Raw genomic sequence first — 15378 nt, forward strand, 5'->3', positions numbered from 1 at the left:
AAGTCGCCTCGATGACCTAACCCAATAGGAAGACAGTTTCGGCGGTATTGCGATGGAGAACGAGAAACGTCTTGGAGGAGCGGATTTCATGCGCGCCGTCGCATGTCTGATGGTGCTCGCCCACCATCTCGCGCTCCGGATGGATTTCAACAAGATCCCCCCGACCTTGGACTTGACCTTCATGTTGGCGCGCTTCGGCAATCACGGCGTCTCGGTCTTCTTCGTTCTCAGCGGCTTTCTTCTTTCGCGTCCCTTCTGGCTGGCGCTGGATAGAGCCCAGCCGCTACCGTCATTGAAGATCTACACCATGCGCCGCGCTGCACGCATCCTGCCGGGCTTCTGGGTCGCGCTCACGGTCGGCTTCGTGCTAAGTTTCACCATCTATGGATTTCCACTCGATGGAGAGTTGATCGGCCGCTATGTCGCCGGCTTCTTCCTGATGAGCCAATGGCATTGGCGCACCTTTTTTCCGGTGCAGGGTGACGGCCCCCTATGGTCGATCCCCTTCGAGACAACCTGCTATGTCCTTTTGCCGATCGGCTTCCTGCTGCTGTTCCATGCAACGCCGAGATCACGCTCCGTTCTCGTCAGCCGGTTGCTCTGGATCGGCATTATCGCGGCCGCGCTGGTCGGCCATTGGCTGGTGGTGAGCTATCTCCCGACAGACAGCGTCGGAAAGGGATGGCAATATGGCTTCGAGGGCGGCGCCAAGGAATGGATGCCGCGCTACAACCCCGTCGGCTTCTTCGCGATATTCGCGATCGGCGCGCTGGCTGCCGGAATACAGACCATCCTTCCTGCCCGCCGCTTGGTAATCTACGATATCATCGGAGCGCTTATGATCGTCATGGGCGCATGGCAGTTGCCGCAATCCATCGGCGGCCCGGCGGAAGGCTATGCGTGGCTTGGCATTCCCTATCAATTCCCGCTGCTTCCCCTGGCGGCGGCTACCGCGCTCTGCGTTCTGCCGCAGTCGGTCTTTCTGGGAAGAGTTGTCGACTTCAGTCTCATCCGCTATGTCGCCACCGTCTCGTTCGGCGTCTATATCTGGCAGGATATCGTGCTGACGCTGATGAAGACGCTCTTCCCCTGGACCTTCGGCACCGGCTCCGACAATGTGCTTGGCGGATGGATCACATCGAGCCTCGTCGCAATCCTCATCATTTTCGCGATCGGCACCTTCAGCTATTTCTGCCTGGAACGCCCAATCATCCGCTGGGCGCGCACCCGCGAGCAGGCGACACGGACGATGCCCACATCCGACAAAAAAGCCGCCCAAGGGAACCCATTGGGCGGCAGATAAGGTGGGAAACGAAACTCGACCGGCAAGGCCGAGCATCATGTCAGATGCGGGTGGCTTTCAGTCGCTCCTCATCGAGAACAACACCGAGGCCGGGAGATAGCCCCAAATCCAGCCAGCCCTCATCGTGCTTGAGCGGCATCGCCATCGGATAGTCACGACGGGCCTCGCTCCATTCCGGATTGTCATACGGATATTCGAGCCAAGGCGCATCCCCGACACCCGCGGTCAAATGCGCGTTCGCCAGCACACCGATACCATTCGTCCATGAGTGCGGCGTAAATTGGACACCCGCCTCGCGCGCCTGGTAGACCAGCCGCCGGCAGCCGGTGATACCGCCGACCAGCGCCACATCCGGCTGAATGACATCGAAGGCGCGTTCCTCGATGATGTCACGGATCTCATACAGCTCCCGCGTCATCTCGCCGCCGGCAATGCGCACGGAGGTCGCCTGCTTCAGCTCCTTCATGCCCTTGCGGTCCGAGCGGTGCAGCGGCTCCTCCATCCAGTAGATGCCGAGCCGCTCCAGCTCTTTTGCAACCGCCAGCGCATCCTTGAAAGTCCATGGTAATGTCGTATCCCACGGCATGCGCCAACCCTGGTTGCAGTCGACCATCAACTCCAGCCTGGTGCCCACACGCGCACGGATCGCCTCCAGGGCCTTCACATCGTCCCGCCAACTGCCGCGCCCGCCCGCAGACGAAGAGAAACGCACCTTCATCGCCGGAAAGCCTTCTTCGAGATAACGTTCCGCCTGCTCCGCCATTGCAGCCGGCTCTCGCAACACGCCGGAGGAAGCGTAGAGGCGCACACGGCTGGCCCGGCCGCCAAGCATCCGCCAAACCGGCTCGCCAGTGATCTTGCCGGAGAGATCCCAGAGCGCCAGATCCATCGGCCAGCAGCGGCCGTAGTGAAAATTAATATGCGACAGGACCTCGTAATGGCGCTCCAGATGCCGCGGGTCCTGACCGATGAACAGATCCTCGTGCCCCTCGAATCCCTTCATCAGATCGCCGGAGCCGATGCCTTCGCGGCCCTCGTCATCCCGAACGCGAACGATCGTCGCATCGAATTGCCGGCGCGGCCGCCCATCCCAGCTCGCCTTGAACGGCGGATCGAGCGGCAGCCGATGGTGGGTGATCTCAATGGAAACGATCTTGCTCATGGCCATGCCTCTCCGCAAACCTCAGCCGAACTGCTGCCAGATGGTCTTGTAGTCGCAATATTTATCGATCGCATGCACCGAGCGATCACGCCCGAAGCCGGACTGCTTGAACCCGCCGAAGGGCGTGGCGAAATTCGACATGTCATAGGTGTTGATCCATACGGTGCCCGCATGGATCGCCTCGGAAAAGCGCTGAGCACGATCCATGTCCTTGGTGAAGACGGCACCGGCGAGGCCGTAGATGGTGTCATTTGCGATCTTTAGGGCCTCCTCCTCGGTATCGAAGGGAATAGCGGCGAGCACGGGGCCAAAGATTTCCTGCCGCGCCAGGCTCATATTATTTGTCATGTCGACGAAGACGCCGGGCGAAACATAATAGCCCCCAGTCTCGCTCAAGACACGCTCGGCGCCGAAGGCGCGGCGCGCGCCTTCCTTCTCGCCGGCGGCGATCATGGACAGCACCTTGTTCATATGCTCCTCCTCGATCAGCGCGCCGATCTGCGCCGAAGGATCGAGAGGGTGCTTGAGAGCGATATCGGAGCGAGTCACCGCCTCGATCTTCGCAATCAGCTTCTCTTGCACCGAGCGCTGCACGATCAGCCGCGTCGAGGCATGGCAGGTTTCGCCGGAATTGTAGAAGCAGCCCCAGGCGGCCGCACTCGCCGCCGCATCGAGATTGGCGTCTTCGAAGACGACCAACGGCGACTTGCCGCCGAGTTCCAGCGCCACGCGCTTGACGTTCGACTGCGCCGCATAGCCCATGATCAGCTTGCCGACCTCGGTCGAGCCGGTGAAGGCGATCATGTCGACATCCATATGCAGCGCCAGCGGCTTGCCGGTCTCTTCGCCATAGCCGGTGACGACGTTGAAGACACCGGCGGGCAGCCCTGCTTCGAACGCAAGTTCGGCCAGGCGGATGGCGGATAGCGAGGACTGCTCCGCCGGCTTCAGCACCACGGAATTGCCGGCCGCGATGGCCGGGCCGAGTTTCCAGGCATCGATGATCATCGGATAGTTCCAAGGCGTAATCGCCCCGATGACACCGAGCGGTATCTTGCGCACCAAAGCGCGGGCATTCGGCCCGGTCGGCGCAATCTCGTCATACATCTTGTCGATCATCTCGGCGTAGAACTGGATGCCGTCGGCGCAGAGGCGCACATCGACGGTGAGCGAGGCCATGACCGGCTTGCCGACATCAAGTGTTTCCAGCATGGCGAGTTCTTCGCCATGGGCGCGGATGAGTTCGGCCCATTTCAGCATGATCCGCTTCTTTTCCAGCGGCTCCTTCCTGCGCCAGACGCCGCTTTCAAAGGCGGCGCGTGCCGCAGCCACGGCCGCATCGATATCGGCCGCGTTGCCGCGGGCCAGTTCCGCACCCGGTCTGCCATCCATCGGCCGGACGCGGGTGAAGGTCGCGCCGGAGGAAGAGGCGCGATAGGCGCCATCGATGAAATGCCGCCCTTCGAGCTTGAGGCCGGATAGAACGCCTTCCCAATAGTCGCGCGTATAATTCTTGGTCATCTCAAATTCCTTTCGGCAGCGCCATGACGGTGGCGGCGAAGCGGTCGATGTCGGCATCCGTGACATCGCGTACGGTCGAACGCCGCATCGGCTGGTTTTCCGGAGCGCGCATTTCGCGCGCGAGATCGGTCGTATCGAAAGGTATGAACGCTGCCGGCAAAGCGTGGACAATACCGCAACGGTCCATCCAATCGGAGAGGAAGGCGGGCAGCGCCGCCGCACCTTCGAGGCCGCAAGCCCTTGCGGCAGCGTTGAGATCAACCGTATCCGCCTCGACCAGCCAGGGCAGCGTCGCTTCAAAGCCGAGGGCGGTTGCAAGCCCATGGTGGACCGGCGCAAGGCCGGCCAGCGCGTGGCTGATATTGTGGGCAATCGCCGTGCCGCAATTGTCGATGGCGATGCCGGCGAAGCAGGAGCCGAGCAGCACGTCACCCCGCGCCTCGATATTGCCGGGCTCCTTCACCGCCGTTTCCAGCGCGCCGGTGATCAGCCGCAGTGCCTGATAGGCGTAGAGCTGCGCACCGCGATGCGTGTTGCGGTTCGTCGCCGCCTCGAAAGCATGGATGAAGGCATCGAGGCCGCACCAGGCGGTGAGACCCGCCGGCAGCGTGGTCGTCAGAGCCGGATCGAGGATGACGAGATCTGCCTTGGTTTCCGGCCCCCAGATCCAGAGCTTCTTGCCCTCGGGGCCTGCAAAAATATTGGTGGCCGAGGTCTCCGAGCCAGTACCGGCCGTCGTCGGCACCATGATCTTCTTCAGCGGGCTCTTCGGTAGGGGATTGGCGGCCAGTGCATAAAACATCGGGTCTTCGCCCGATGCTGCGCAACAGGCGACGATCTTGGCGATATCCAGCGCCGAACCGCCGCCGACGCCGATTACCAGATCCGCGCCCTTCGCCGCTTCTATCGCCGAGCGGATATGCGCGAGTTTCGGCTCGCCGGAGAAATCCGAGAAGACCTGCGTGGCGATGCCCGCTTCCGTCAGATCGCTTCTGATTTTATTCGCAAGACCCGACTGAGCCAGAAAGGCATCGATCACCAAGAAAGCGGCGGAAACACCATCGAAGGATTTGGCGGCACCGGCAAGGCCGGACAGCGCGCCGCTGCCAAAGTGGATGTCTGGAATGGCGGAAATGGAAAAGGACACGAGGATCACCAGGAAAAGCGCAGCAGATTCGATGCCGCAATCCTGCATCACAATTTCAGCTCTTCAAATCTGGCCATTTATCGGGAATATTGATGACTTGAAGTTATGGAGAGACAATGCTGGAGAAGATACCGCTGGAATCCTTTCGCGTGTTCGATGCCGCGGCGCGCGCGATGAACTTTTCCCGCGCCGGCCGCGAATTGAACATCACGCAAGCGGCCGTCAGCCGACGTATCAAGGGGCTGGAGGATCATCTGGGCGCCGCGCTCTTTACCCGGCGCGGCCGGAACTTGGCGCTGACGCCGGAAGGCGAACGGCTGTTTCAGCGCGTCCGCGCCACGCTGGAATATCTCGAGGAGAGCCTGGAGCCTTTCCGCGCCGGCACAGGCGAGATCATTTCGATCGCTGCCAGCGGCTCGGTCTCGCATCTCTGGCTCGGGCAGCGGCTCAAGGATTTCGGCAAGGAGAGCCCCGGCATCTCCGTCCGCCTGCTGACGACGGACTCGCCTTCGGAACTTGCATCGGAAACCAACGACCTCGTCATTCTCTATTCCACCGGCGAACATCCGCGCTGGAACCTGACGCTATTGATGAAGGAAGTGCTGGTTCCGATCGCCTCGCCCGATTATCTCGCCAGCCGCGGCCTGGAGCCGCAGGCTTTGACATCGGCTGACATAGCCGGGCTGGATCTCATCGATTACGAGCGCTTCAACGCCCACTGGATCAGCTTCCGCCAATGGTTCGGCCGCATCGGCAACCCACTGAGGAGCAAACTGCCCCGACCGCGGCTATCCTTCTCCACCTACATCATGGCGGTCGAGGCGGCATTGCGTGGCGAGGGTATCGCGCTCGGCAGCCTCGGACTTATCGAGGAACATCTGCGCTCGGGCGCACTGATTACCATCGGCAACGACCGGGTCGAAAGCGGCTTCGGTTATTATCTGGGCGCCCCCCGCTTCCGTGCGCTCTCGCCGGAAGCAGGCCAGTTGCATCGGCATTTGCTCGGCGGCTATCAGGGCTGACGCAAACCGAACCGCCCAACAAAAAAGCGGCCCCAAAAGGCCGCTCTCATTCAAAACCTAAGACTAGGTACCGGATCAATCTTGTCCGATTGCGCCGCGCAGCCGCGTCATTTCCATGATGTAGTGCTCAAGGCGCGACTTGTGCTCGTGATGCTCGGCATCTTCGAGTTCTGCCCTAGCGATATCGATACGACGCGTCAGCTCATCCTGGTTGAGATCTTCCACCGGAATTGCGGATTCGGCCAGCAGCGTGCAGCCGGTCGGCAGGATGTCGGCGAAGCCGCCGAACACGACGTAATCCTGCTTCTTGCCCGATGCGGCATGCACCTTGACGACGCCCGGCTTGATCATGGTCATCGTCGGCGCATGATGGGCCATGACGGTCATCTCGCCTTCGCTGGCGGGAATGACAACATCGATAACCTGCTCCGACAGAAGCAGACGCTCCGGAGATACCAGTTCGAAATTGAAATTGTCAGGCATGACCGGTCTCTTCTCGATTGTCTTTATTTCAAGGCAACGGCGCACGAAACCTCGCGCGCCGTTCGATTGGTCTTATCAGGCAGCCAGCTTCTTGGCTTTTTCCATCGCCTCTTCGATCGAGCCGACCATGTAGAAAGCGGCTTCCGGCAGGTGATCGTATTCGCCGTTGACTAGGCCCTTGAAGCCCTTGATCGTGTCTTCGAGAGCGACGAGCTTACCCGGCGAACCGGTGAAGACTTCTGCGACGAAGAACGGCTGCGACAGGAAGCGCTCGATCTTGCGGGCGCGGGCAACGGCCAGCTTGTCTTCTTCCGACAGTTCGTCCATGCCGAGGATGGCGATGATGTCCTGGAGAGCCTTGTAGCGCTGCAGGGTCGACTGAACCTTACGAGCGACTTCATAGTGCTCTTCGCCGACGACCATCGGGTCGAGCATGCGCGAGGTGGAGTCGAGCGGGTCGACGGCCGGGTAGATACCCTTTTCAGCGATCGAGCGCGACAGAACCGTCGTTGCGTCCAAGTGGGCGAACGAGGTTGCCGGTGCCGGGTCGGTCAAGTCGTCGGCCGGAACGTAAATGGCCTGAACCGAGGTGATCGAGCCCGTCGTCGTCGTGGTGATGCGTTCCTGCATCTGGCCCATGTCGGTGGCGAGCGTCGGCTGATAGCCCACGGCCGAAGGAATACGGCCGAGCAGAGCCGACACTTCCGAACCAGCCTGGGTGAAGCGGAAGATGTTGTCGACGAAGAACAGAACGTCCTGGCCTTCATCGCGGAAGTTTTCAGCAACGGTCAGACCGGTCAGAGCGACGCGAGCACGAGCGCCCGGCGGTTCGTTCATCTGGCCGTAAACGAGCGCAGCCTTGGAGCCTTCGCCGCCGCCATGCTTATTGACGCCAGATTCGATCATTTCGTGGTAGAGGTCGTTGCCTTCGCGGGTACGTTCACCCACGCCTGCGAACACCGAGTAACCACCGTGCGCCTTGGCGACGTTGTTGATCAGTTCCATGATAAGAACGGTCTTGCCAACGCCAGCGCCGCCAAACAGGCCGATCTTGCCGCCCTTTGCGTAGGGAGCGAGCAGGTCGACGACCTTGATGCCGGTGACGAGGATCTGCGCTTCCGTGGACTGCTCGACGTAAGACGGAGCATCCTGGTGGATGGCGCGCTTCTTCTGGGTATTCAGCGGACCTGCTTCGTCGACCGGCTCGCCGATAACGTTCATGATACGGCCAAGCGTTTCATGTCCGACCGGAACCGAGATCGGCGCGCCCGTGTCCTTGACGGACTGGCCGCGAACCAGACCTTCGGTCGAGTCCATGGCGATGGTGCGGACCGCGTTTTCCCCGAGGTGCTGTGCGACTTCGAGAACCAGACGGTTGCCATTGTTGTCGGTTTCAAGCGCGTTCAGGATCGCCGGGAGTTCGCCTTCGAAAGCAACGTCCACAACGGCGCCGATAACCTGCGTAACCTTACCGACAGAACCTGCGGGGGTAGCTGCGTCAGCCATATTCTTACCCTCTTTTCCTAACCTCAGAGCGCTTCCGCGCCCGAAATGATTTCAATCAATTCCTTGGTGATCTGTGCCTGGCGCTGACGGTTGTAATTGAGCGTCAGCTTGTTGATCATCTCACCAGCGTTGCGCGTCGCATTGTCCATCGCGCTCATCTTGGCGCCCATCTCGCCGGCGACGTTCTCGAGGAGCGCGCGGAAGATCTGGACGGAGATGTTGCGCGGGATCAGGTCCGCGAGGATCGAAGCCGCATCCGGCTCGTATTCGTAAACGGCACCCTTATGCTCGGCATCCTCTTCGACAACGGTCGGAGCCGAAGCCGGGACGAGCTGAAACGCGGTCGGCACCTGGCTGATCACCGACTTGAACTCGGAATAGAACAGCGTGCAGACGTCGAACTCGCCGCCTTCGAACATTTCGATGACGCGCTTGCCGATGGCATCGGCATTGTCGAAACCGATACGCTTGACGTCGCGCAGTTCCTTGCGCTCGACGATCAGCGATGCGTATTCACGGCGCAGGATGTCGTAGCCCTTCTTGCCGACCGTGAAGATCTTCACGGTCTTGCCGTCGGCCAACAGCTTGCGGACGTGATCGCGGGCAAAACGTGCGATCTGCGAGTTGAAACCGCCGCAAAGGCCACGCTCAGCCGTGCAGACGATGAGCAAATGCACATCGCTCTTGCCGGTGCCGGTCATCAGCGGCGGCGCACCGTCCGCGTCGCTGACGGCAGCCGTGATATTGGCAAGAACGGCGCTCATGCGTTCCGAATAGGGCCGTGCGGCCTCGGCCGCCTCCTGGGCGCGCCGAAGCTTCGCCGCGGCGACCATTTTCATCGCCTTGGTGATCTTCTGCGTCGCCTTGACGGAGGCGATCCGGTTTTTCAGATCCTTAAGTGAAGGCATCCGGTATCCGTCCTAGAAGTGAGGTCCGATCAGGCGAAAGACTTGGCGTAGCTGTCGAGAGCAGCGATGAGCTTGCTCTTGGTCGCATCGCTGATGGCCTTTTCAGTGCGGATCGCGTCGAGGATGTCCTTGCCTTCCGACCGCAGGTAGGAAAGCAGGCCCTGCTCAAACTTGCCGACCAGGGCAACGCCGATCTTATCGAGATAGCCGTTGACGCCGGAGAAGATCACCGCAACCTGCTCTTCCGTCTTCAGCGGCGAGAACTGCGGCTGCTTCAGGAGCTCGGTCAGGCGGGCGCCGCGGTTCAGCAGGCGCTGCGTTGCGGCATCGAGGTCCGAACCGAACTGAGCGAAGGCGGCCATTTCGCGATACTGGGCGAGTTCGCCCTTGATCGAGCCGGCAACCTGCTTCATCGCCTTGATCTGTGCGGACGAACCGACGCGCGAAACCGACAGACCGACGTTAACGGCCGGGCGGATACCCTGATAGAACAGGTCGGTTTCGAGGAAGATCTGGCCGTCGGTGATCGAGATCACGTTGGTCGGGATGAACGCCGAAACGTCGTTACCTTGCGTTTCGATGACCGGAAGAGCGGTCAGCGAACCGGCGCCCTGTTCGTCGTTCATCTTGGCGGCGCGCTCGAGAAGGCGCGAATGCAGGTAGAAAACGTCGCCCGGATAGGCTTCGCGGCCCGGCGGGCGGCGCAGCAGCAGCGACATCTGACGATAGGAAACAGCCTGCTTCGACAGGTCGTCGTAGCCGATCAGGGCGTGCATGCCGTTGTCACGGAAATATTCGCCCATGGCGCAACCGGCGAACGGCGCCAGGTACTGCATCGGGGCCGGGTCGGAAGCCGTTGCGGCGACGACGATCGAATACTTCAGCGCACCGCGCTCTTCGAGCACCTTGACGAACTGGGCAACGGTCGAACGCTTCTGGCCGATAGCGACGTAGACGCAGTACAGCTTTTCGCTGTCCGGACCGGCATCGTGGATGGCCTTCTGGTTCAGGATCGTGTCGAGAATGATGGCGGTCTTGCCGGTCTGGCGGTCGCCGATGACAAGCTCGCGCTGGCCGCGGCCAACCGGGATCAGAGCGTCGATGGCCTTCAGGCCGGTCGACATCGGCTCATGAACCGACTTGCGCGGAATGATGCCCGGAGCCTTGACGTCGACGCGAGCGCGGCGGGTCGCATTGATCGGGCCCTTGCCGTCGATCGGGTTACCGAGCGCGTCGACAACGCGGCCGAGAAGCTCCGGACCAACCGGAACGTCAACGATCGCGCCGGTGCGCTTGACGGTGTCGCCTTCCTTGATGTCACGGTCGGAGCCGAAGATAACCACGCCGACGTTGTCGGATTCGAGGTTCAGCGCCATGCCACGGATGCCGCCGGGGAATTCGACCATTTCGCCGGCCTGAACATTGTCCAGACCGTAGACGCGGGCGATACCGTCACCGACGGAGAGAACCTGGCCGACTTCGGAGACTTCAGCTTCCTTGCCGAAGTTTTTGATCTGATCTTTCAGAATTGCGGAAATTTCCGCGGCGCGGATATCCATCAGCCGACCTCTTTCAATGCAAGCTTAAGGGTGGAGAGTTTGGTGCGAAGGGACGTATCGATCTGACGCGAACCGACCTTGACGATCAGGCCACCAAGAATCGACGGATCGACGGTGACGGCAATCGCCACGTCCTTGCCGGTGACGCCCTTCAGCGCCGCCTTCAATTCATCTTCCTGCGCCGGGGTCAGCGCATGCGCCGAGGTGACCTCGGCGGAAACTTCGCCGCGATGCTTCGCGGCGATGATACGGAAAGCCTTGATCATGCCCGGCAGCGCAAAAAGGCGCCGGTTGCCTGCCACGACCTTGAGGAAATTGGTGACGTAATTGCCGAAGCCCGCCTTCGTTGCCAGCGCCTGGACGGCACCGACCTGCTCTTCGGCCGAAAAGACCGGGCTCGAGACGAAACGCTTCAGATCTTCGCTGTCATCCAGCATGGCTTGAAACCGATCGAGATCGGCGGTCACTGCCGGAACAGCACCCTCTTCGAGGGCCAGCTCGAACAATGACGAGGCATATCGCTCTGCGACACCAGAAATATGCTGGGATGTGTCTGCCACGGGCACAAAATTCCCTGATTTCAACCCAAGAATCCGGCTTCCGGGAGACGGAAGCCACATGTTCTTGAATTCGTTTTGATTTCCCCCAGAAATCAGCAGGGGCTTCCCCCTACCTCATCCGAAATTCGGGGTTCGTCTAACATAGGATATTGAGACTCGCAACACGCGTAATAGCCGAATACGCTATTCGGGTGAATTTATGATGGCAAAAAGTTCAAAACCTTGGGGATAGCGCGGGCAATTGCAGCCGAAGCGAGATCATTTTCGATCAAATATAGCCCAATCCGTAAAGAAGCGGTAGAGCCGCCAAAATCGCCTGGACAACCAGAAGTAACAAATTCACGAGAACGCTTCCCCGATCCGACATGATCGAGAGGATGCGACCGAATGCGGCAACGGCAAAGGACGCCCCGAGCGCCAGGTAGACCATCGGCTGCGCCAGCAGGATAGCGACCAGCCCGAAGCCCAGATAGAAGCCGCCGGCCGAACGTCCCTCGGCATAGGCTTCCGGCCGCCCTTCGCGCACCTGCAACTTCAGGAAACGATAGGTATAGCCAGGCGCGAACATCGCGAGGAACCCGATGAGCGCCGTAAACGCCGCCGAGCAATAGGCAAGCTGTTCGCCCAGGTCAGTCGGAAAATAAAGCTCCATCGGTCGTCCCCAAATCAACCTAAACCAAATCAATCATATCAAGAGGCTGACTTATGGCATGAACAGGCGAAACAGGGGAAGACGCCGGAAAGGCACCGTTTCGCGAAACTACAGGAAACTCTGTGGATCGATGTCAAGCTGCACCTGCACGGAACCGCGCTCCTTCGGCGATTGTGCCAGCAAAGCGCGAAGGAACCCCTGCATATCTGAATTGCGCCGGCCGTGCACAAGCAGGCGGAAACGATGGCGGCCCCGCACCAGGGCGAGCGGCGCTTCAGCCGGCCCGAGCACCGATATGCCCTGGACCTGCGGCGCCGCATTGCGCAGGCCGCGGGCATGAGTTTCCGCATCCTGCCGGGTATCGGCCGAGACGATGATCGAGGCGAGCCGGCCGAAGGGCGGCAATATGGCTCTTTCGCGCTCCGAAATCTCGCGCTCATAGAAAGCGCCGGCATCGCCGGAGACGATCGCCTGCATGACGGGGTGCTGCGGCTGATAGGTCTGCAACAGGCCGTGGCTCTTGAGCCCGGTTCGCCCGGCGCGGCCGGTCACCTGCGACAGAAGCTGGAATGTCCGCTCGGCTGCACGCGGATCGCCATTGGCAAGACCAAGATCGGCGTCGACGATGCCGACCAGCGTCATCAGCGGGAAATTGTGTCCTTTGGCGACGAGCTGCGTGCCGATGACGATATCCGCCTCGCCCTTGGCAATGGCCTCCAGCTCCAGCCGCAGCCGCTTGACGCCGCCCATGATGTCGGAGGAGAGCACGATGGTCCGCGCTTCGGGAAAATGCCGCTCGACCTCCTCGGCAATGCGCTCGACGCCCGGACCGCAGGCGATGAGATGGTCGAGCGTGCCGCATTCCGGGCAGGCTTCAGGCGTCCGTTCGGCATAGCCGCATTGATGGCACTGGATCTGTCCACGGAAACGGTGTTCCACCAGCCAGCTCGAACATTGCGGACATTGGAAGCGATGCCCGCAGACGCGGCAGAGCGTCAACGGTGCATAGCCGCGCCTGTTGAGGAACAGCAGCGACTGTTCGCCCTTTTCCACCGTTTTGCCGATCGCCCGAATTAGCAGCGGCGAGAGGAACCCGCCGCGCTCCGGCGCATGCCGGCGCATGTCGATCAGATGCAGGTCCGGAAGAGCCGCATCCCCGTAGCGGGTCGGCAGATGAATGGTGCTGTAACGCCCGCTCTGGCCGTTGACCTGGCTCTCGACCGAAGGGGTCGCCGACACCAGCACTACCGGAAAATCGCCGATCCGGCCGCGCACGACCGCCATGTCGCGGGCATTGTAATAGACCCGATCCTCCTGCTTGTAGGCGGGATCGTGCTCTTCGTCGACGATGATCAGGCCAAGGTCTTCGAAGGGCAGGAACAGCGCCGAGCGCGCGCCGGCAACGACCCGGACCTCGCCGGTCACCGCCTGCCGCCAGACTTTTTCGCGCATGCGCGGCGCCAGGTCCGAGTGCCACTCGGCCGGCTTGGCGCCGAAGCGATCCTGAAAGCGCTCGAGGAAACTCGCCGTCAGCGCGATTTCCGGCAGCAGGATCAACACCTGCTTGCCGCGCTTCAGCATCTCGGCGATCGCCTCGAAATAGACCTCGGTCTTGCCCGAGCCGGTGACGCCATCGATCAGCGAAACGGAGAACTCGCCCTTGCGCACCTCGGCAAGGATTTCATCGGCCGCTTCGCGCTGCGGGCCTTCGAGCCGCGAGGCGGTGAAATCCGGATCGGGCCTGGCGACGACGGGCGGCGGCGGCAGGAATATGGTTTCGAAAATGCCCTGCGCGATCAGCCCGTCGACGACTCCAGTCGAAACGCCGGCAGCGTGCGCCAGCCCGCTCCGCGTCCACGAGAGGCCGTCCTTTGCCGTCTCCATGACCCGGGTGCGGGCGGGTGTCAGCCGTTCCGGTGCGCCGCCGACAAAACGAAGGCCCTCGACCATCGGTTCGGGATCGAAGGCTGCGGGCGCGCGCAGCGCCATGCGCGCCACCAGCCCCGGCGGCGACAGCGTATAGGCGGCCACCCAGTCGATGAAATCGCGCATCTCCTTGGTCAGCGGCGGGCAATCGAAGACATGGCTGATCGGCCGCAGCTTCTTCGGATCGACGCCGCCCTCATCGCCGCCATCCCAGACGACACCGATCACCTGCCTCGGCCCGAGCGGCACCTGCACGACCGAGCCGGGCTCGACCGCCATGCCTTCCGGAACCGCATAGGAATAGGGCTTCGGCGCCGGCATCGGCACCAGAACCGGGACCGTGCGGCTCATGGTCGGGTGTGCGGGCGCAGCTTCAAACAGCGCGCCGAACAGATCGGACGAATCTTTAGTCATCGCGCCAGACCATGCCCCGAGCGGCGACAAAAAGAAACCCGGGGTGGTTCGGCATCATATTGTCCGAAGCCACTTCAAACTTTCACCGCTGTTGTCTTTTGACACAGGATGCCGAAGCAATGAGCTGCCAACAGCCGTCAAACGGAATGCTCCGCGACGGCGGCTGCCATATCCTGGACCGCAGCCGGAGGACCGACCGGCGCAAACGTCGTATTTCCGTCGGCAGCCAGATCGAACACCGTATGCTTCTCCAGCGCCTTCGTCACTTCGTTGACGTCGCCGTCCAGATGCTCGACCGGGATGAGATTGCCGATCAGGAAATCGAAGCGGTCGCCGCGCTTGTTGAGGAGCTCGTGGAACACCGTCATGTCGCGCAGCTCCGTCGACCATTTGGCGAACCAATAGAACAGCCCGGAATTGCGCGCTGTCAGATGCACCGGCAGGATCGGCAGATTATACTTACGCGCCAGCCCCACGGCCGATGTCTTCCAAGGCCGCTCGTTCAGCTTGCCGTTTGCCCAATAGGCGATGCGGCCGGAGGGGAAGAGCACGGTAACCTTGCCCTCGGCAACGGCGCGATTGGTGATCTGCAGCGTTTCGCGCGTCTTCAGTTTGCTCTTATATTCCTCACGCCATTCGACCGGGATGATCATCTCGGCGAATCGCGGATTGACGCGGACGGCATCGCGATTGGCGAAAACCATCATATCGGGCCGGCGCGTCTTCAGGAGATCGAAGACGGCGACGCCGTCGGCAATGCCGGTCGGATGGTTGCTGACGAGAATGAAGCCGCCGGAAGCCGGGATGCGTTCGGCGTGGGTTACCCCGATATCGAGCCGCAGCAGATCGCTCATATATTCGAAGCACTGGAAACCCGGCAGCTTGGCGATGTCGTTGGCAAATTCGATCGCCTTGTTGTAGCGCAGCAGCGTGTAGAGAAAGGGCCGCATCAAGGGCCAGAGTGGGTTGCGAACGATCTTCTGGCCGCGCTCGGCGATCAGCGTATCGACGATATGTCCGGGCTGGCCCTGGGACACCAAAGCAATTGCTTCTGCAAGTTGTCCCAATGCAGTTATCGAACCGCGACGTGCCATGAAATGCCCTGGATGGTTGGGTTGTACTCTATTGCAATCGAATATGATCGAAGCATGACAAGCGCCTCGCGTATAACCGCTTAAATCGATTTTGATTCAAGGCGCAGCCTATACGCAGTTG

13 protein-coding genes are annotated in these 15378 nt (G+C 61.2%); 2 read left to right on the forward strand and 11 right to left on the reverse strand.

Annotation, left to right across the window (positions count from 1 at the left end):
- The first annotated feature begins 52 nt into the window (after positions 1 to 52).
- The gene (locus NXC24_RS18280; RefSeq protein WP_104824581.1) at positions 53 to 1303 is read left to right on the forward strand and encodes an acyltransferase; all 1251 of its coding nucleotides are present in this window, start codon (positions 53 to 55) and stop codon (positions 1301 to 1303) included.
- Between the two features lie 40 nt (positions 1304 to 1343).
- Here NXC24_RS18280 and NXC24_RS18285 read toward each other — a convergent pair whose 3' ends face one another.
- Genes NXC24_RS18285 through NXC24_RS18295 form a run of 3 tightly spaced genes read right to left on the reverse strand, consistent with a single transcriptional unit; the run spans position 1344 to position 5181 of the window.
- On the reverse strand, positions 1344 to 2465 hold the full coding sequence (locus NXC24_RS18285; protein WP_104825241.1) for a mandelate racemase/muconate lactonizing enzyme family protein: 1122 nt from the start codon (positions 2463 to 2465) through the stop codon (positions 1344 to 1346).
- Positions 2466 to 2486: 21 nt separating this feature from the next.
- A complete protein-coding gene (locus NXC24_RS18290) occupies positions 2487 to 3986 on the reverse strand; it encodes an aldehyde dehydrogenase (protein WP_104824582.1) in 1500 nt (499 codons plus the stop codon).
- A 1-nt stretch (position 3987) separates the two neighbouring features.
- Positions 3988 to 5181 carry an iron-containing alcohol dehydrogenase gene (locus NXC24_RS18295; protein WP_245463996.1) on the reverse strand — a complete coding sequence of 398 codons (1194 nt, stop codon included), beginning with the start codon at positions 5179 to 5181 and terminating at the stop codon, positions 3988 to 3990.
- 68 nt (positions 5182 to 5249) lie between these two features.
- Here NXC24_RS18295 and NXC24_RS18300 point away from each other — a divergent pair, with 68 nt between their 5' ends.
- Positions 5250 to 6155, forward strand: a complete 906-nt coding sequence (locus tag NXC24_RS18300; protein WP_104824583.1) for a LysR substrate-binding domain-containing protein — start codon at positions 5250 to 5252, stop codon at positions 6153 to 6155.
- Positions 6156 to 6230: 75 nt separating this feature from the next.
- On the opposite strand, the gene NXC24_RS18305 is transcribed toward NXC24_RS18300, so the two are convergent.
- From NXC24_RS18305 to NXC24_RS18340, 8 genes are all read right to left on the reverse strand, one after another.
- Positions 6231 to 6638, reverse strand: a complete 408-nt coding sequence (locus tag NXC24_RS18305; RefSeq protein WP_104824584.1) for a F0F1 ATP synthase subunit epsilon — start codon at positions 6636 to 6638, stop codon at positions 6231 to 6233.
- A 75-nt stretch (positions 6639 to 6713) separates the two neighbouring features.
- A complete protein-coding gene (atpD, locus tag NXC24_RS18310) occupies positions 6714 to 8144 on the reverse strand; it encodes a F0F1 ATP synthase subunit beta (RefSeq protein ID WP_104824585.1) in 1431 nt (476 codons plus the stop codon).
- Between the two features lie 23 nt (positions 8145 to 8167).
- Positions 8168 to 9052 carry a F0F1 ATP synthase subunit gamma gene (locus tag NXC24_RS18315; protein WP_104824586.1) on the reverse strand — a complete coding sequence of 295 codons (885 nt, stop codon included), beginning with the start codon at positions 9050 to 9052 and terminating at the stop codon, positions 8168 to 8170.
- 29 nt (positions 9053 to 9081) lie between these two features.
- Positions 9082 to 10611, reverse strand: a complete 1530-nt coding sequence (gene atpA, locus NXC24_RS18320) for a F0F1 ATP synthase subunit alpha (protein ID WP_104824587.1) — start codon at positions 10609 to 10611, stop codon at positions 9082 to 9084.
- Entirely contained in the window at positions 10611 to 11177 is a 567-nt protein-coding gene (locus NXC24_RS18325) for a F0F1 ATP synthase subunit delta (protein ID WP_104825243.1), read from the reverse strand. Before NXC24_RS18325 ends, atpA begins: the two co-directional genes overlap by 1 nt.
- Positions 11178 to 11439: 262 nt before the next feature.
- Positions 11440 to 11823, reverse strand: coding sequence for a DUF4345 family protein (locus NXC24_RS18330; protein WP_104824588.1), 384 nt, complete (start codon positions 11821 to 11823; stop codon positions 11440 to 11442).
- 108 nt (positions 11824 to 11931) lie between these two features.
- The gene (locus NXC24_RS18335; protein WP_104824589.1) at positions 11932 to 14163 is read right to left on the reverse strand and encodes a primosomal protein N'; all 2232 of its coding nucleotides are present in this window, start codon (positions 14161 to 14163) and stop codon (positions 11932 to 11934) included.
- A gap of 137 nt (positions 14164 to 14300) precedes the next feature.
- Positions 14301 to 15257 (reverse strand): 1-acyl-sn-glycerol-3-phosphate acyltransferase, encoded by a 957-nt coding sequence (locus NXC24_RS18340; RefSeq protein ID WP_104824590.1) that lies wholly within the window; start codon positions 15255 to 15257, stop codon positions 14301 to 14303.
- Positions 15258 to 15378: the final 121 nt, after the last annotated feature.

Source organism: Rhizobium sp. NXC24 (genome assembly GCF_002944315.1).
Classification (GTDB): domain Bacteria; phylum Pseudomonadota; class Alphaproteobacteria; order Rhizobiales; family Rhizobiaceae; genus Rhizobium.

Bases quoted from the DNA above. Each gene is read 5' to 3' on its own strand.
- NXC24_RS18280 (WP_104824581.1), top strand. From the start codon at position 53: ATGGAGAACGAGAAACGTCTTGGAGGAGCGGATTTCATGCGCGCCGTC.
- NXC24_RS18285 (WP_104825241.1), bottom strand. From the start codon at position 2,465: ATGAGCAAGATCGTTTCCATTGAGATCACCCACCATCGGCTGCCGCTC.
- NXC24_RS18290 (WP_104824582.1), bottom strand. From the start codon at position 3,986: ATGACCAAGAATTATACGCGCGACTATTGGGAAGGCGTTCTATCCGGC.
- NXC24_RS18295 (WP_245463996.1), bottom strand. From the start codon at position 5,181: ATGCAGGATTGCGGCATCGAATCTGCTGCGCTTTTCCTGGTGATCCTC.
- NXC24_RS18300 (WP_104824583.1), top strand. From the start codon at position 5,250: ATGCTGGAGAAGATACCGCTGGAATCCTTTCGCGTGTTCGATGCCGCG.
- NXC24_RS18305 (WP_104824584.1), bottom strand. From the start codon at position 6,638: ATGCCTGACAATTTCAATTTCGAACTGGTATCTCCGGAGCGTCTGCTT.
- atpD (WP_104824585.1), bottom strand. From the start codon at position 8,144: ATGGCTGACGCAGCTACCCCCGCAGGTTCTGTCGGTAAGGTTACGCAG.
- NXC24_RS18315 (WP_104824586.1), bottom strand. From the start codon at position 9,052: ATGCCTTCACTTAAGGATCTGAAAAACCGGATCGCCTCCGTCAAGGCG.
- atpA (WP_104824587.1), bottom strand. From the start codon at position 10,611: ATGGATATCCGCGCCGCGGAAATTTCCGCAATTCTGAAAGATCAGATC.
- NXC24_RS18330 (WP_104824588.1), bottom strand. From the start codon at position 11,823: ATGGAGCTTTATTTTCCGACTGACCTGGGCGAACAGCTTGCCTATTGC.
- NXC24_RS18335 (WP_104824589.1), bottom strand. From the start codon at position 14,163: ATGACTAAAGATTCGTCCGATCTGTTCGGCGCGCTGTTTGAAGCTGCG.
- NXC24_RS18340 (WP_104824590.1), bottom strand. From the start codon at position 15,257: ATGGCACGTCGCGGTTCGATAACTGCATTGGGACAACTTGCAGAAGCA.